The organism is Streptomyces sp. NPDC045701, from assembly GCF_056432045.1.
Map to the genome: position 1 here is coordinate 1 of NZ_JBWKJV010000066.1, position 14,491 is coordinate 14,491.

A 14,491-nucleotide genomic window follows, 5' to 3' on the forward strand; every position below is an offset into this window, starting at 1 on the left:
GACGCTGATCGAGGAGGCGATGAAGATCGCCGAGCAGATGGAGAAGGACGGCGTGATGTCCGGGGAACCCGCCGTCACCGTCAGCTGACCGCAGCAGAGAGGGGCCCGAGCGTGACGATTCTCGAAACCATCCGGGGGCCGCGCGACCTCACGTCGCTCGACAGCGCACAGCTCGACGAACTGGCCGACGAAATCCGGCAGTTCCTGGTCCACGCCGTCGCCCGGACCGGGGGCCACCTCGGTCCCAACCTCGGGGTCGTGGAACTCACCATCGCCCTGCACCGGGTCTTCGACTCACCCGCCGACCGCATCCTGTGGGACACCGGTCACCAGAGCTACGTCCACAAACTGCTCACCGGCCGGCAGGACTTCTCCAAGCTCCGCGGCAAGGGCGGCCTCTCCGGCTACCCGTCGCGCGAGGAGTCCGAGCACGACGTCATCGAGAACTCCCACGCCTCCACCGTCCTGGGCTGGGCCGACGGCCTGGCCAAGGCCCGCGACCTGCGCGGCGGCGACGAGCACGTGGTCGCCGTCACCGGCGACGGCGCCCTCACCGGCGGCATGGCGTGGGAGGCCCTCAACAACATCGCCGCGGCGAAGGACCGCCCCCTGATCGTCGTCGTCAACGACAACGAGCGCTCCTACGCGCCCACGATCGGCGGCCTCGCCGGTCACCTCTCCACGCTCCGCACCACCGACGGCTACGAGCGATTCCTCGCCTGGGGCAAGGAGGTCCTCCAGCACACGCCCGTCATCGGACCGCCGCTGTACGGATCGCTCCACGGCGCCAAGAAGGGCTTCAAGGACCTCATCGCGCCCCAGGGCATGTTCGAGGACCTCGGGCTGAAGTACGTCGGCCCGATCGACGGCCACGACATCCCGGCCGTCGAGGCGGCCCTGCGCCGCGCGAAACGTTTCCACGGGCCGGTTCTCGTCCACTGCCTGACCCAGAAGGGCCGCGGCTACGGGCCCGCCCTGGAGGACGAGGCCGACCGGTTCCACGCGGTCGGCGCCATGGACCCGCTGACCTGCGCGCCCCTCGCGCCCTCGGCCGGCCCGTCCTGGACGTCCGTGTTCGGCGACGCGATGGCCCAGCTCGGCGCCGAGCGCCCGGACGTCGTCGCCCTCACCGCCGCCATGCTGCACCCGGTCGGGCTGACGAAGTTCGCCGAGCGGTTCCCCGACCGGGTGTGGGACGTCGGCATCGCCGAGCAGCACGCCGCCGTCTGCGCGGCCGGGCTCGCGGCCGGCGGCCTCCACCCGGTGGTCGCCGTCTACGCCACGTTCCTCAACCGCGCCTTCGACCAGGTGCTGATGGACGTGGCCCTGCACCGGTGCGGCGTCACCTTCGTCCTCGACCGGGCGGGCGTCACCGGCGTGGACGGCCCCTCCCACAACGGCGTGTGGGACCTCTCCCTCCTCCAGGCCGTCCCCGGCCTGCGGATCGCCGCGCCCCGCGACGCCGACCAGCTGCGCGCCCAGCTCCGCGAGGCGGTCGACGTGCGGGACGCGCCGACCGTGCTGCGCTTCCCCAAGGAGTCGGTGGGGCCCCGCGTACCGGCCGTCGGGCGGATCGGCGGCATGGACGTCCTGCACCGGACGGACGGCAGCCCCGAGGTGCTGCTGGTCGCCGTCGGCGTCATGGCACCCGTCTGTCTCGGGGCGGCCGGTCTGCTCGTGGAGCGCGGCATCGGCTGCACCGTCGTCGACCCGCGCTGGGTCAAGCCCGTCGACGAGCGGCTCGCCCCGCTGGCCGGTGCCCACCGCCTCGTCGCCGTCGTCGAGGACAACAGCCGCAACGGCGGCGTCGGCTGGGCGGTCGGGCAGGCTCTGCGGGACGCCGGGACCGACGTACCACTGCGGACCTTCGGCGTCCCGGAGCAGTTCCTGGCGCACGCCAAGCGGGGCGAGGTGCTGGCCGACATCGGGCTCACCCCGGTGGAGATCGCGGGACGGATCAGCGCAGCGCTGGCACGCGAGGAGAGCGACGTATGAGCAAGAAGTTCGATCTCGCGGCACTGCTCGCCGACCGTGGCGGCGAGGGCTACGAGCTGCACGCCCGCCACCTCAACCCGCAACTGCCGCGGATGCTCCGCACGATCGGCTTCGACAAGGTCTACGAGAGCGCCGAAGGGGCCTACTTCCGGGACGCCGAGGGCAACGACTACCTCGACATGCTCGCCGGCTTCGGCGTCATGGGCCTGGGCCGGCACCACCCCGTCGTGCGCAAGGCGCTCCACGACGTCCTCGACGCCGAGCTCGCCGACCTCACCCGCTTCGACTGCCCGCCCCTTCCCGGACTGCTCGCCGAGAAGCTGCTGACGTACTCGCCTCACCTGGACCGGGTGTTCTTCTGCAACAGCGGCACGGAGGCGGTCGAGACCGCGCTGAAGTTCGCCCGGTACGCCACCGGCAAGCCGCGCGTCGTGTACTGCTCGCACGCCTTCCACGGGCTGACCACCGGCTCCCTCTCGGTCAACGGGGAGAGCTGCTTCCGCGACGGTTTCGCCCCGCTGCTGCCCGACACCGCGATCGGGCTGGGCGACCTGCCGGCGCTGGAGCGGGAGCTCAAGCGGGGCGACGTGGCCGCCCTCATCGTCGAGCCGATCCAGGGCAAGGGCGTCCACGAGGCCCCGCCCGGGTTTCTGCGCGCCGCCCAGGAACTGCTCCACAAGCACAAGGCGCTGCTGATCGCCGACGAGGTCCAGACCGGCCTCGGCCGGACCGGCACCTTCTACGCCTACCAGCACGAGGACGGCGTCGAGCCCGACCTGGTGTGCGTCGCCAAGGCACTGTCGGGCGGCTACGTGCCGGTCGGGGCCACCCTCGGGAAGGACTGGATCTTCAAGAAGGTGTACTCGGCGATGGACCGGGTGCTGGTCCACTCCGCCAGCTTCGGCGGGAACGCGCAGGCCATGGCGGCCGGGCTGGCCGTCCTCTCGGCGCTGGAGGACGAGGACGTGGTGGCGAACGCCCAAACCACGGGTGAGCTGCTGAAGTCACGGCTCGCCGCGCTCGTCGACCGCTACGAGATGCTGTACGAGGTGCGGGGCCGGGGCCTGATGATCGGCATCGAGTTCGGCCGTCCCTCGTCCCTGGGCCTGCGTGGCCGGTGGACGATGCTCCAGGCGGCCCGCAAGGGCCTCTTCGCGCAGATGGTCGTGGCACCGCTGCTCCAGCGGCACCGCATCCTCACCCAGGTCTCGGGCGACCGCCTGGAGGTCATCAAGCTGATCCCGCCGCTGATCATCGGCGGGCGGGAGGTGGACCGGTTCGTGGGGGCGTTCACCGCAGTCATGGACGAGGCGCACAGCGGCGGCGGCCTGATCTGGGACTTCGGCCGGACCCTGGTGAAGCAGGCGGTCGCCGGCCGCCGAGATTTGCCTCCGGGGTAAGAAACTTGCCCCTGAGGAAAGAAAGTGGCGCAATGGCCGCATGAGCACCCCAGCCGACGCGCCGTCCGGCCCCGGGCCCGAAGGCCCGGAGCCCGACGGCGCGTCCTCCGTGGCCCTGCCGGACGTCGCGCCGCGGCTGCGCGCGCTGCGGCGGCGCCGCGGACTCACTCTGGAGGCCGCCGCACAGCGCGCCGGGCTCTCCCCGGCCCACCTGTCGCGGCTGGAGACCGGTCGCCGCCAGCCCTCGCTGCCCATGCTGCTCGGTCTGGCCCGCATCTACGGTACGACCGTCTCCGAGCTGCTGGGCGAGGCGCCCCAGGAGCGCGACCCCGTCGTGCGCGGTGGCCTGGCCGAGCCCGCCGAGGCGGACGGCTGGGTCTACCGCCAGGCCGGCGGCCCCGGGCGGGCGATGCAGGCGCTGCGCGTCCAGGTGCCGTACGCCACGCGGAGCGACCTGGTGCGCGTCCACCCGGGCGAGGAGTGGCTGTACGTCCTCGACGGGCGGGTGCGCCTGGCCCTCGGGGAGGCCGTCCACGTCCTCGACCCCGGGGACAGCGCGCACTTCGACTCGCTGACCCCGCACCGTATCGCCGCGGCCACCCGCGGCGGGGCGGAGCTGCTGTTCGTCCACACCCTCATGCAGAGCGCCACGGCCGACCTGTGCCTCGGCGCGGGCGCCCACCGCCGCTGACCCGGATCGGAGAGATCGCATGTCCCATGAAGGGAAGTTCCCCCGGGGACTCGTCGTCCGGCTGTTCGCCTACCTGGTCGCGGGCCACCTCTTCGCGGCCTTCCTCTACCTGCTGTTCGCGCTCGGGGCCGAGTAGGGACGGGGGCGGGCCGGTTCCGAAGCCGGTCCGCGTCGAGCCGGGGCTCAGCTCTGGTCGAGCAGGCGCTCGCGCAGCCGCTCGCGCGTCTCGGGGCTGAGCCCCAGCCCCTCGGTCAGGTAGCGCTCGGTCGAGCCCCAGGTCTCCTCGATCGTCGAGAACGCCGCCGACAGGTACTCGACGCGCGCCTCGAAGAGCGGGTTGAGCAGCTCCATGACCTCGGGTGACATACCGGCGGGGGAGCTGTCGCTGCGGCGCACCTTGTAGCGGCGGCGCGGATCGTTGGACTTGAGGTAGTCCTCCTCGATCGCCTCCCGTTCGACGCCGACCGCCAGCAGGGACACCGCTATGGACAGGCCCGCCCGGTCCTTGCCGGCCGCGCAGTGCATCAGCGCGGGGACGCTGTCCTCCGCCAGGGCGTGCAGCACCCGGCTGTGCTCGGCTGTGCGCTCCTTGATGATCATGCGGTACGAGGCCGTCATCCGGGCCGCCGCCTTGCCGTCGTCGAGGATCGCCCGCAGCTGGTCGAGATCGCCGTCGCGGACCATGGTCCAGAACTCCGCGCCGTCGGCCGGGTCGGAGAGCGGGATGTTCACGTTCCGCACACCGGGCAGCTCGACGTCCGGGCCCTCGAGCTTCTGGTCGGCGGCGTTGCGGAAGTCGAAGATCGTGTGCAGGCCGAGGCCGGCGAGGAAGGCGGCGTCCTCGCCCGTCGCGTGCGCGAGGTGACCGCTCCGGTACAGCCTGCCGTGGCGCACCCGCCGGCCGTCCACGGTCGGAAGCCCACCCACGTCACGGAAGTTGCGCACTCCGGTCAGCTCGGGCTCGATCGACGGGACCTGCGGCAGCTGCTGCGTCACGGGGGCTCCTCCGTGTCTGCGGTCGGCGTCGGCCGCCGACGATGTCGCGGTCCGACGATACGACATCGGTTCCTCGGGCAATCAATCTCCGTGCGCCTCGCACATACATTGTCCTTCCCCTGGTCGGGCCCGTTCGGAGGCCGTCGATGCGCGCGGGCCGTGCCCGCGATCCGCACGGCGTGGGGGAGGGGTGGACGAGACGGCCGGGCCGCTGTGTGACCGGGCCTCGCCGGTGAGACGTACAGCCCGTTCATGACGAGTTCGTCCCTAGTGAGGCGCAGGCCGTCGAGGGCTGGGCAGGAATGGCATTTATAGCTTCCGTCCCGTTTTGCCGCCCTCTGCTCGGCGACGCGCCGGGGTCGTGGTGGGTGGGCTTCCGGTGGTGAGAGGGGGAGGGATTGGGGTCGATCGTAGTGTCTCGTCAAGGATTGACGGATCTGTCCGTATTGGTGGTTTAGGGATAACTTGCCCCCGGGGTGCGGGAGGTGGCATGGGGTCACGTGAGCAGCGTCATAACCGTGACCGTCCGTGGCGGGACGCGCGTCGTGAATTCCGCGCCCGGAACGGGAATTCATGATCCCTAATCCACGGAGGGTGACCGGAATTCGGCTGTCGTCACGCCACCGGGAATGGTGAGGGGAAAGCGGCGGCTTGTTCACCCCGACCCGGCTCGCTTACGGTCACGGCAATCCGACCGGACCGCCGAATCCTGCCGCCGGTCGGAATTCGCACCCACCCACGTGTGGCAGGAGCGGGGGACCCAGGTAAGTCGCCGTCCCGGAATTCCGGGACGGCTCGGGGTGAAGTCGCGCCAGGGCGCGGCCGGGCAACTCCAGTCCGAACCCGACAGCTCACCTCGCAGGCGCCGGAGAGGAATTCATCATGCCCGCGAAGGGTAAGCACCGCCGTCCCAAGTCCCACGCCCTCACCCGTGGTCTCGTCGCCGCCGGAACGGGTGGCGCCGCCATCGCCCTCCCGCTGCTCGGTGCCACCGGCGCGCACGCCGCCGCCCCGGCCGCCGCTCCGCAGCAGGCCGTCACCGCCGCGCACACCGCCGCCGAGGCCGCCCCGAAGAAGGCCGCCCCGCGCACGTACACGGTCGTCGCGGGTGACTACCTCTCCAAGATCGCCAAGAACAAGAACGTCAAGGGCGGCTGGCAGAAGCTCTACAAGGACAACCGCCAGGTCATCGGCGAGGACCCCTCGCTGATCCTCCCGGGCATGAAGCTCACCCTCGGCGCCAAGTCCACGGCCGCCCCGAAGAAGGCCGCCCCGGCCGCTCCGAAGGCCGACGACACCCGCGAGGAGAGCCGCGCCACCCGCTCCGCCGCGAAGACCGAGGCCCCGGCCCAGGCCGCCCCGCGGACCAGCGGCTCGGGCTTCACCGCCCCGGTCGACGCCGGCGTCACCACCCCGTACCGGGCCTCCGGCTCCAGCTGGTCCTCCGGCTACCACACGGGCGTCGACTTCTCCGCCTCCTCCGGCACCACCGTCAAGGCCGTCGGACCGGGCACCGTCGTGTCGGCCGGCTGGAGCGGCGCGTACGGCAACGAGGTCGTCATCCAGCACGCCGACGGCAACTACTCGCAGTACGCCCACCTCTCCTCGCTGTCCGTCTCCTCCGGCCAGACCGTGAGCGGTGGTCAGCAGATCGGCCTGTCCGGCTCCACCGGCAACTCCACCGGTCCGCACCTGCACTTCGAGATCCGCACGAGCCCCAGCTACGGCTCGGTCATCGACCCGCTGGCCTACCTCCGTCAGCACGGCGTCTCCATCTGACGCCCCACGCGCGTGAGCGTTCCCGCCCGGCACCGTGCCCCGGTGCCGGGCGGAGGCGTATTCCGGCTTGGCGGAAACTTGACCGGTGGTAAAGATCACCCCCCGTCAACTCCTCTTACGGTCGCGTAGGTCACATCCCCGGGTGAAGGATGTGCTTCCGTGGCAGACGATTCGACATTCAGAGACAGTGACGTATTCGGGTCGTACGCGGCGATCGGTGACAGTTTCACCGAGGGCGTCGGAGACCCGGGCCCCGACGGAAGATTCGTCGGCTGGGCGGACCGCCTCGCGGTGCTGCTCGCCGACCGGCTTCCGGACCCCGAGCAGTTCCGGTACGCCAACCTCGCCGTACGCGGGCGCCTCCTCGACCAGATCGTGGAGGAGCAGGTTCCGCGGGCCATGGAACTCGCCCCCGACCTGGTGACCTTCTGCGCGGGCGGCAACGACATCATCCGGCCGGGCAGCGACCCGGACGACGTGGCCGAGCGCTTCGAGCGCGCCGTGGCCGACCTGACGTCCGTCGTCGGCACGGTCCTGGTGACGACCGGGTTCGACACCCGGGCCATGCCCGTGCTCCGCCGGCTGCGCGGCAAGATCGCCACGTACAACGGACACGTACGCGCGGTCGCCGACCGCTACGGCTGCCCGGTGCTGGACCTGTGGTCCCTGAGGACCGTGCAGGACATGCGGGCCTGGGACGGCGACCGGCTGCACCTGTCGCCCGAGGGCCACACGCGCGTCGCGCTCCGGGCCGGGCAGGTCCTCGGCGTCGACGTCCCCGCCGACCCCGACCAGCCCTGGCCGCCGCTGCCGCCGCGCGGCACCCTCGAAGTGCGCCGCGACGACATCAACTGGGCCCGCGAGTACCTCGTCCCGTGGATCGGCCGCCGGCTGCGCGGCGAGTCCTCCGGCGACCACGTCTCGGCCAAACGCCCGGACCTGCTGCCGCTGTAGGGACGGGGGCCGGCGACCGGGCGTTCAGGCGCCGGGCGTTCCAGGGCCGGCGGGGGTGTCCTGGCCGCCGGGCGTTCCAGGGCCGGCGGGGGTGTCCGGGCCTGGCGGGCGATCGGCGAGGCCGATCTCCCGGGCGAGGGCCTCGTCCGCCCAGGCCAGCATGGCGGCGCGGCTGAAGGGCGCCGCGTACGCGGTCATCTGGACCGCCAGGCCGTCCAGGAACGCCGTCAGCCGCCAGGCCGCCGCGGCCGGGTCCTCGCAGCGGAACTCGCCCGCCGCCGTCCCCTCCGCGATGACATCGGTCAGCGCCGCCTTCCACTGCCGGTCGAGGTCCTGGGCGACCTCCCGCAGCGCGGGCTCGCGCAGGGCCGCCGCCCAGCCCTCGATCCACAGGCGCCATCCCTTGGCCCGGCCCGTCGGGGCGTACCAGTGCACGGCCGCCCGCAGCCGGCGGACCGCCGTCGTCCGGCGACCGAGCAGCCGCCGCAGGTGCGCGAGGTCGCCCTCGGCGGCGTGCGCGAAGGCGGCCGCGACGAGCCTCTCCTTGGTCGAGAAGTGGTACAGCACCAGGGCGTTGCTCACCCCCAGGGCGGACGCCACATCGGCGATCCGCACGGCCGCCACGCCCCGCGCCTCGATCTGCTCGACCGCGGCCCGCAGGAGTTCCTCCCGCCGCTCGGCCACGCTCAACCGCACTCTGCCCACGCCGCCACCCTAGGCCGTCGGGCGGACGCCGGGCACCCGTCGCGCACGCGGCCGCCACGCACCGCGCCACCCTCGGCACCGACCGCCGCGCCGACCGCCGTGCCGTCTCCCGGGCCGTCCGGCGCCGTCCGGCGCCGTCCCCGCGCCGTCCCCGTGCCGGAGGTCCGTTGTGACGGCCCCGGTCCGGCGCTGTCACACCCCCCGCCCATAATGGAGGGACCCTCACCCCTGGAGGACCCGTGAACCGCACCGGCGTACCGCACCAGCTCCGATCCCACCTGCGTACACTGCGGCCCGCCGGCTTCGGCGCGGATGCCACCGGAGAGCGGATGGAGCGGATCCGCCGCTCCCCGAACTTCGCCGACGGGGTGTTCCGCAACCCGGTGGGGACCGAGCACAGACCGTCCGGCTCCTCGGTGGAGTTCGCGAAAACCTATTTCGAGAAGGAGTCCCGGGCGCGGCGGGCCCCGTCCGGCCCCATCCCCGTACACCCCACCATCGTCGCCGACCTCGCGCGCCCGCCGGTCTCCGGACTGCGGCTCACCTGGATCGGGCACTCCAGCGTGCTGGTGGAGATCGACGGCCACCGCGTGCTCTTCGACCCGGTCTGGGGCGAGCGCTGCTCCCCCTTCTCCTTCGCCGGACCCAAGCGGCTCCACCCCGTCCCGCTGTCGCTCGCCGCGCTCGGACCGGTCGACGTCGTCGTCATCTCCCACGACCACTACGACCACCTCGACCTCCCGACCATCCGCGCCCTGGCCGCCACGGACACCCTCTTCGCCGTACCGCTCGGCGTCGGCGCGCACCTGGAACACTGGGGCGTGCCGGCGTCCCGGCTCCGGGAGCTGGACTGGAACGAGTCGACGCGGATCGGCGACCTGCGGCTGACCGCCACCCCGGCCCGCCACTTCTGCGGCCGGGGCCTGCGCAACCAGCAGCACACCCTGTGGGCCTCCTGGGCCGTCGCGGGCCCCGAGCACCGGGTCTTCCACAGCGGCGACACGGGCTACTTCGAGGGCTTCCGCGACATCGGCGCCGAGCACGGCCCGTTCGACGCGACCATGATCCAGATAGGGGCGTACAGCGCGTACTGGCCCGACATCCACATGACACCGGCCGAAGGTCTGCGGGCCCACCTCGACCTCCAGGGCTCCGAGCCGCGCGGCGTGCTGCTGCCGATCCACTGGGGCACCTTCAACCTGGCCCCGCACGCGTGGGCGGAGCCGGGTGAGTGGACCAGGGACGTCGCCGGGGAGGCCGGGCAGACGGTGGCGCTCCCCGTGCCGGGGCAGCCCTTCGAACCCGCCGGGAGCGTCCCGGGCGGCCCCTGGTGGCGGGCGGTCTCGGCGCCGATCGCACGCCCGTGGCGCCGCCCCGAGGCCGCCGGGCCCGCCCCCGGCCTCCGGGGCGACCTGGACCTCGCCGGCGAGCGGTGACCCGGCCGGGACCCTGACACCCCGCCCCGCACGAGCGGCGCTCGCACCGGGAAGCCCGCCGGCGGGCCCGGCGCTCGCGCCGTCGGTACCCGGCCGGAGGCGGTGCCCGTACGGGCGGCGGGGCCGGGGGCCCTCGGGTTCGCGTCGCCGGTGCCGGGCTTCCGGTGGTGCGCCCGGAGCGTGCTCGACGGACGGCACGGCGCCGGGCGCGGCCGGGCCCGGGGCGCCTCTGTCCGCCGCGTGACGCGGCCGTTCGCCCCGAGAGGCGGCGGGGGCTTGGCCGGCCGCGCCCGAGGACGCGGCATACCCGCGCCGGAGTCGCCGTCACGTTATCGGGCGGCCGTACGGGCCCTCATACCAGAGCGGGACGCCTGGCGGGCAAGTTTGTCAACTGAGCATCGCTCAGTACGTCATGACGACTACTGTGTGTTGCCGGTGGTCGACGGCGGGCTCATGTGGCGCAGGGCGCCCCCGCCGCGACATCGAGTCCGAACGCCCGTTCAGTACGCCGATTCCTGTTCCTGGGGCCCCACGTACCAAGGACGCTGATGTCTCAACTTCGCGCACCCGCCGCGCGGCCGGACCGCCGTGAGGGCGGGCGGCACGGCCGGCCAGGCGCCCGTTCCCTGTCCCACACCGGCAGGTCACGCTCTTCCTCCTCCTCGCCGGAAATCCGCATACGCCCCCAACTCCAGCGCGTCGCCGTGCTGCCGCCCGTCGTGGTGGCCCTCGGCGGGGCGGCGGCCGTGCTCTTCACGATCCGCTCCACCGGAGCCACCCCGTCCCCCGCCCTGTGGGCCGCGCTCACCGCGTCCGCGGCGCTCGCCGTGGCCGCCGTCGCCGCGGCCCTGCTGGGCGCCAACCGCGCGGCCACGGCCGTACGGGAGCGCTGCGACGCCCTGCGGCGGCGCAGCGCGCACGGCCAGAACGAACTGCGTGCCCTGGTCGAGCAACTGCGCCGCGGGGAACGGCCGCCCGCCCGTCAGGGCGCGCCGCTGCCGCCCGCGGGAGGCGACGAGTTCGACCAGCTGACGCAGGAGCTGACGCGGGCCCACGAGGTCGCCGTGACGACCGTCGTGCAGGCGTCCCGGCTGTCCAGCAGCGTCGGCAACGAACAGAAGGTCGAGGTCTTCGTCAACCTCGCCCGGCGCCTGCAGTCCCTGGTCCACCGCGAGATCCAGCTCCTCGACGAGCTGGAGAACGAGGTGGAGGACCCGGAACTGCTCAAGGGCCTGTTCCACATCGACCACCTGGCCACCCGCATCCGCCGGCACGCCGAGAACCTCGCCGTCCTCGGCGGGGCCATCTCGCGCCGCCAGTGGTCCAACCCGGTCACCATGACGGAGGTGCTCCGCTCCGCCATCGCGGAGGTCGAGCACTACCCCAGGGTGAAGCTGGTGCCGCCGATCGACGGCACCCTGCGCGGCCACGCCGTGGCCGACGTCATCCACCTCCTCGCCGAACTGGTCGAGAACGCCACGTTGTTCTCCGCGCCGCACACCCCGGTGATGCTGCGGGCGCAGTACGTGACGGCCGGGCTCGCCGTCGAGGTGGAGGACCGGGGCCTGGGGATGTCGGTCCCCGAGCAGCACAAGATGAACGCCCTGCTCACCGACCCCGACCAGGTCAACGTGGCGCACCTGCTCCAGGACGGCCGTATCGGGCTGTTCGTCGTGTCGGCGCTCGCCCGCAGGCACGGCATCGCCGTACGCCTCCAGTCCAACATCTACGGCGGCGTCCAGGCCGTACTGGTCCTTCCCCAGGGCCTGCTCGGCGCCGACCCCGACGGGCTCTCGCCGGCCGAACGGCAGGCCGCGCTCCAGGCGGGGCAGGCGCCGGCCCACCGGGAAACACCCGGGCCGGCACCCGAACAAGCACCCCGGCCGGCACCCGAGCGGGCACATGGGGCGGGACGCCACGCCGTTCCCCCGCCGCACCTGCCCGGCGAGGTCACGACCCCCGAGCCGGTGCACCGCAAGCCGGTCCACGCGGCCACCGCCCCGCCGACCATCCCCCACCAGAACGGCGGCAGCGCGCCCCTGCCCGTACGCGGTGAGCGGCCCGGGCGGCCGAACCCCGCGGCGGCGCCGCCCGGAGACCCGGACCGCCCCCAACTGCCCAGGCGCCGGGCGCAGGAGCACCTGGTCCCGCAGCTGCGGGACGCGCCCGCCCCGCGCAGGAACGACGACGACGCGGTGCACGACCCGGGCCTGATGGCGGCCTTCCGGCGTGGCATCGGCCTGGCCGAGTCCATGCCCACGGCGTCCCGGGACGCACAACCTCCCGGACACCCGGAAGCGCACCGACACGACGAACCGCACCGACACGACGAAGCGCACAAGGAGTAGATGCAATGGCGAGCGATGTGCCGACCGGCCATTCCTCGGATCTCGACTGGCTGCTCGGCGGCCTGGTCCAGCGGGTGCCGTACACCCGCAGCGCGGTTCTGCTCTCCTCGGACGGCCTGGTGAAATCGGTGCACGGGCTCGACCCCGACAGCGCCGACCACATGGCGGCCCTGGCGTCCGGGCTGTACTCCCTGGGCCGCAGCGCCGGCAGCCGCTTCGGCGACGACGGCGAAGTCCGCCAGGTCGTCGTCGAACTCGACACCACCCTCCTGTTCGTCTCCACCGCCGGGTCCGGCACGTGTCTGGCCGTACTCGCCGGCCGGGAGACGGATGCCGCGGTCCTCGGGTACGAGATGACGATGCTGGTCAAGAGCGTCCGGCCCTATCTGGTCACGCCGGCCAGACAAGCGGCGGCGGCGCAGGGCGGCCCGGGACGCTGACCCGTGGCACGCCGACAGGACGGGCCGTGGCTCGACGACGCGGCCGGCCGGCTGGTCCGCCCGTACACGGTGAGCGGCGGCCGGACCCGGCCGACGGCGGCGCTGGACCTGCTCTCGCTGGTGATGGCCACCGGGACGGTGCCACAGACGCACCTCGGCCCCGAGCACGCCCTGGCCCTGGGGCTGTGCGACGGGCCGACCTCGGTGGCCGAAGTCGCGGCGCACTTACGGCTGCCCGCCGTGGTCACCAAGGTGCTGCTCTCGGACCTCGTGGACTGCGGGGCGCTGACCGCGCGGGCGCCCCGCTTCCACGACACCCCCACCGACCGTTCCTTGCTGGAGGCAGTGCTCGATGGCCTACGACGACGGCTCTGAGGACCGACCTGTGGACCGACCCCTGGATCGGCCTGTGGACCAGGACGCCTTCCCCACCGCCCTGAAGATCCTCATCGCGGGCGGCTTCGGGGTCGGCAAGACGACCTTCGTCGGGGCGGTCAGCGAGATCGAACCACTGAGCACGGAGGAACTGCTCACCACGGTGAGCGCCGGGACCGACAGCCTCGACGGCGTGGAGCACAAGACCACCACCACCGTCGCCATGGACTTCGGCCGCATCGGCCTCGACGACCGGCACGTGCTCTACCTCTTCGGCACGCCCGGCCAGGAACGCTTCTGGTTCATGTGGGACGAACTGTCCGAGGGCGCCCTCGGAGCGGTGATCCTCGCCGACACCCGGCGCCTCCAGGCGTCCTTCTCGGCGGTGGACTTCTTCGAGCGGCGCGGTATCCGCTTCCTGGTCGCCGTCAACCAGTTCGACGGCTCCTACCACTACGAGCCGGAAGAGGTACGGGCGGCGATCGACCTCAAGCCGGAGGTGCCGGTCGTCCTGTGCGACGCCCGGATCGCCAGCTCCGGGATCCAGACCCTGGTCACCCTTGTCCAGCACCTGCTGGACACCTACCCGGCCCCGGCCCCGGCGCCGAGCCACGGAGCACCGACATGACCTATGACCCGACCGGCCACCTGCTGCTCACCCCCGTCGACCGGGAGGCCCCGCTGCGCGTGCGGCGGCTGCGGCAGCTCGGCATCGGGGAGCACCCGGACCCCGACTTCGACGCGTTCGCCGAGAGGCTCGCCAAGGTGACCGGCGCGCCGTACTCGATGGTCAACTTCATCGACGAGAACCAGCAGTTCTTCGCCGGCCTGCACACCCCGAACGGCACCCACTCGGCCGAGCGGCTCAGCGCCACGGCCGCCGCGAGCGGAGGCGTCAGCCGGTACATGGCGCGCGACCACGGCTACTGCCCGCACGTGGTGGTCCGGCGCAAGGCGCTGGTCCTGGAGGACGTCTGCGACTACCCGCGGTTCGCCGGGAACCCGGTCGTCGACGAGATCGGCATCCGCTCCTACCTGGGAGCACCCCTCATCGACCGTACCGGCACGGCCCTCGGCACGATCTGCGTGGTCGACACCGAACCGCGGCCGTGGGGACGACCGGGGCTGGAGACCATCAAGTCGCTGGCCGCCGAGCTGGTGGAGCAGATCCACCGCCGTGAGGACGGCCGTCTCTGACGCGCCCCGCGCCACGGACCGCCTGACGCCTTCCGGGGGCGCGCAGGGCCTCCGGAAGGCGTCACGCGCACCCGCGGCCCGCTAGTGTCCTGCGCCGGGAATTCGTTGGATTAGTAAGCTGTCTCCATGGCGAAGATGGGGCGGCCGATGGCCGAGCTGGTGTTGTCGGAGGATG

At 72.9% G+C, this 14,491-nt stretch carries 14 protein-coding genes and 1 riboswitch; of the genes, 12 read left to right on the forward strand and 2 right to left on the reverse strand.

What is annotated here, in order from left to right; genetic code table 11:
- The first annotated feature begins 111 nt into the window (after positions 1 to 111).
- From dxs to AC07DW_RS30665, 4 genes are read left to right on the forward strand one after another with little or no spacing between them, the layout of a single operon-like run.
- Entirely contained in the window at positions 112 to 1,995 is a 1,884-nt protein-coding gene (dxs, locus tag AC07DW_RS30650; protein WP_478860937.1) for a 1-deoxy-D-xylulose-5-phosphate synthase, read from the forward strand.
- The gene (locus AC07DW_RS30655; protein WP_478860938.1) at positions 1,992 to 3,395 is read left to right on the forward strand and encodes an aspartate aminotransferase family protein; all 1,404 of its coding nucleotides are present in this window, start codon (positions 1,992 to 1,994) and stop codon (positions 3,393 to 3,395) included. The genes dxs and AC07DW_RS30655 overlap by 4 nt, the downstream gene beginning before the upstream one ends.
- A gap of 40 nt (positions 3,396 to 3,435) precedes the next feature.
- Positions 3,436 to 4,086 (forward strand): XRE family transcriptional regulator, encoded by a 651-nt coding sequence (locus AC07DW_RS30660; protein ID WP_478860939.1) that lies wholly within the window; start codon positions 3,436 to 3,438, stop codon positions 4,084 to 4,086.
- Between the two features lie 19 nt (positions 4,087 to 4,105).
- Positions 4,106 to 4,222, forward strand: a complete 117-nt coding sequence (locus tag AC07DW_RS30665; RefSeq protein WP_478860940.1) for a DUF6126 family protein — start codon at positions 4,106 to 4,108, stop codon at positions 4,220 to 4,222.
- A 47-nt stretch (positions 4,223 to 4,269) separates the two neighbouring features.
- Here AC07DW_RS30665 and AC07DW_RS30670 read toward each other — a convergent pair whose 3' ends face one another.
- Positions 4,270 to 5,082 carry a tyrosine-protein phosphatase gene (locus AC07DW_RS30670; RefSeq protein ID WP_478860941.1) on the reverse strand — a complete coding sequence of 271 codons (813 nt, stop codon included), beginning with the start codon at positions 5,080 to 5,082 and terminating at the stop codon, positions 4,270 to 4,272.
- Between the two features lie 719 nt (positions 5,083 to 5,801).
- Positions 5,802 to 5,962: riboswitch (cyclic di-AMP (ydaO/yuaA leader) on the forward strand.
- A 2-nt stretch (positions 5,963 to 5,964) separates the two neighbouring features.
- Here AC07DW_RS30670 and AC07DW_RS30675 point away from each other — a divergent pair.
- The gene (locus AC07DW_RS30675) at positions 5,965 to 6,861 is read left to right on the forward strand and encodes a M23 family metallopeptidase (protein WP_478860942.1); all 897 of its coding nucleotides are present in this window, start codon (positions 5,965 to 5,967) and stop codon (positions 6,859 to 6,861) included.
- A gap of 159 nt (positions 6,862 to 7,020) precedes the next feature.
- Entirely contained in the window at positions 7,021 to 7,815 is a 795-nt protein-coding gene (locus AC07DW_RS30680) for an SGNH/GDSL hydrolase family protein (protein ID WP_478860943.1), read from the forward strand.
- 24 nt (positions 7,816 to 7,839) lie between these two features.
- Here AC07DW_RS30680 and AC07DW_RS30685 read toward each other — a convergent pair whose 3' ends face one another.
- Positions 7,840 to 8,520 (reverse strand): TetR/AcrR family transcriptional regulator, encoded by a 681-nt coding sequence (locus AC07DW_RS30685; RefSeq protein ID WP_478860944.1) that lies wholly within the window; start codon positions 8,518 to 8,520, stop codon positions 7,840 to 7,842.
- Positions 8,521 to 8,759: 239 nt separating this feature from the next.
- On the opposite strand from AC07DW_RS30685, the gene AC07DW_RS30690 reads away from it, so the two are divergent.
- From AC07DW_RS30690 to AC07DW_RS30715, 6 genes are all read left to right on the forward strand, one after another.
- Positions 8,760 to 9,956: an MBL fold metallo-hydrolase gene (locus AC07DW_RS30690; RefSeq protein WP_478860945.1), complete on the forward strand. Its 1,197-nt coding sequence runs from the start codon at positions 8,760 to 8,762 to the stop codon at positions 9,954 to 9,956.
- A 548-nt stretch (positions 9,957 to 10,504) separates the two neighbouring features.
- The gene (locus tag AC07DW_RS30695; RefSeq protein ID WP_478860946.1) at positions 10,505 to 12,304 is read left to right on the forward strand and encodes a sensor histidine kinase; all 1,800 of its coding nucleotides are present in this window, start codon (positions 10,505 to 10,507) and stop codon (positions 12,302 to 12,304) included.
- A gap of 5 nt (positions 12,305 to 12,309) precedes the next feature.
- On the forward strand, positions 12,310 to 12,744 hold the full coding sequence (locus AC07DW_RS30700; RefSeq protein ID WP_478860947.1) for a roadblock/LC7 domain-containing protein: 435 nt from the start codon (positions 12,310 to 12,312) through the stop codon (positions 12,742 to 12,744).
- 3 nt (positions 12,745 to 12,747) lie between these two features.
- Positions 12,748 to 13,119: a DUF742 domain-containing protein gene (locus AC07DW_RS30705; protein ID WP_433111886.1), complete on the forward strand. Its 372-nt coding sequence runs from the start codon at positions 12,748 to 12,750 to the stop codon at positions 13,117 to 13,119.
- Positions 13,097 to 13,747 (forward strand): GTP-binding protein, encoded by a 651-nt coding sequence (locus AC07DW_RS30710; protein ID WP_478860948.1) that lies wholly within the window; start codon positions 13,097 to 13,099, stop codon positions 13,745 to 13,747. Before AC07DW_RS30705 ends, AC07DW_RS30710 begins: the two co-directional genes overlap by 23 nt.
- Entirely contained in the window at positions 13,744 to 14,316 is a 573-nt protein-coding gene (locus AC07DW_RS30715; RefSeq protein ID WP_433111880.1) for a GAF domain-containing protein, read from the forward strand. Before AC07DW_RS30710 ends, AC07DW_RS30715 begins: the two co-directional genes overlap by 4 nt.
- Positions 14,317 to 14,491: the final 175 nt, after the last annotated feature.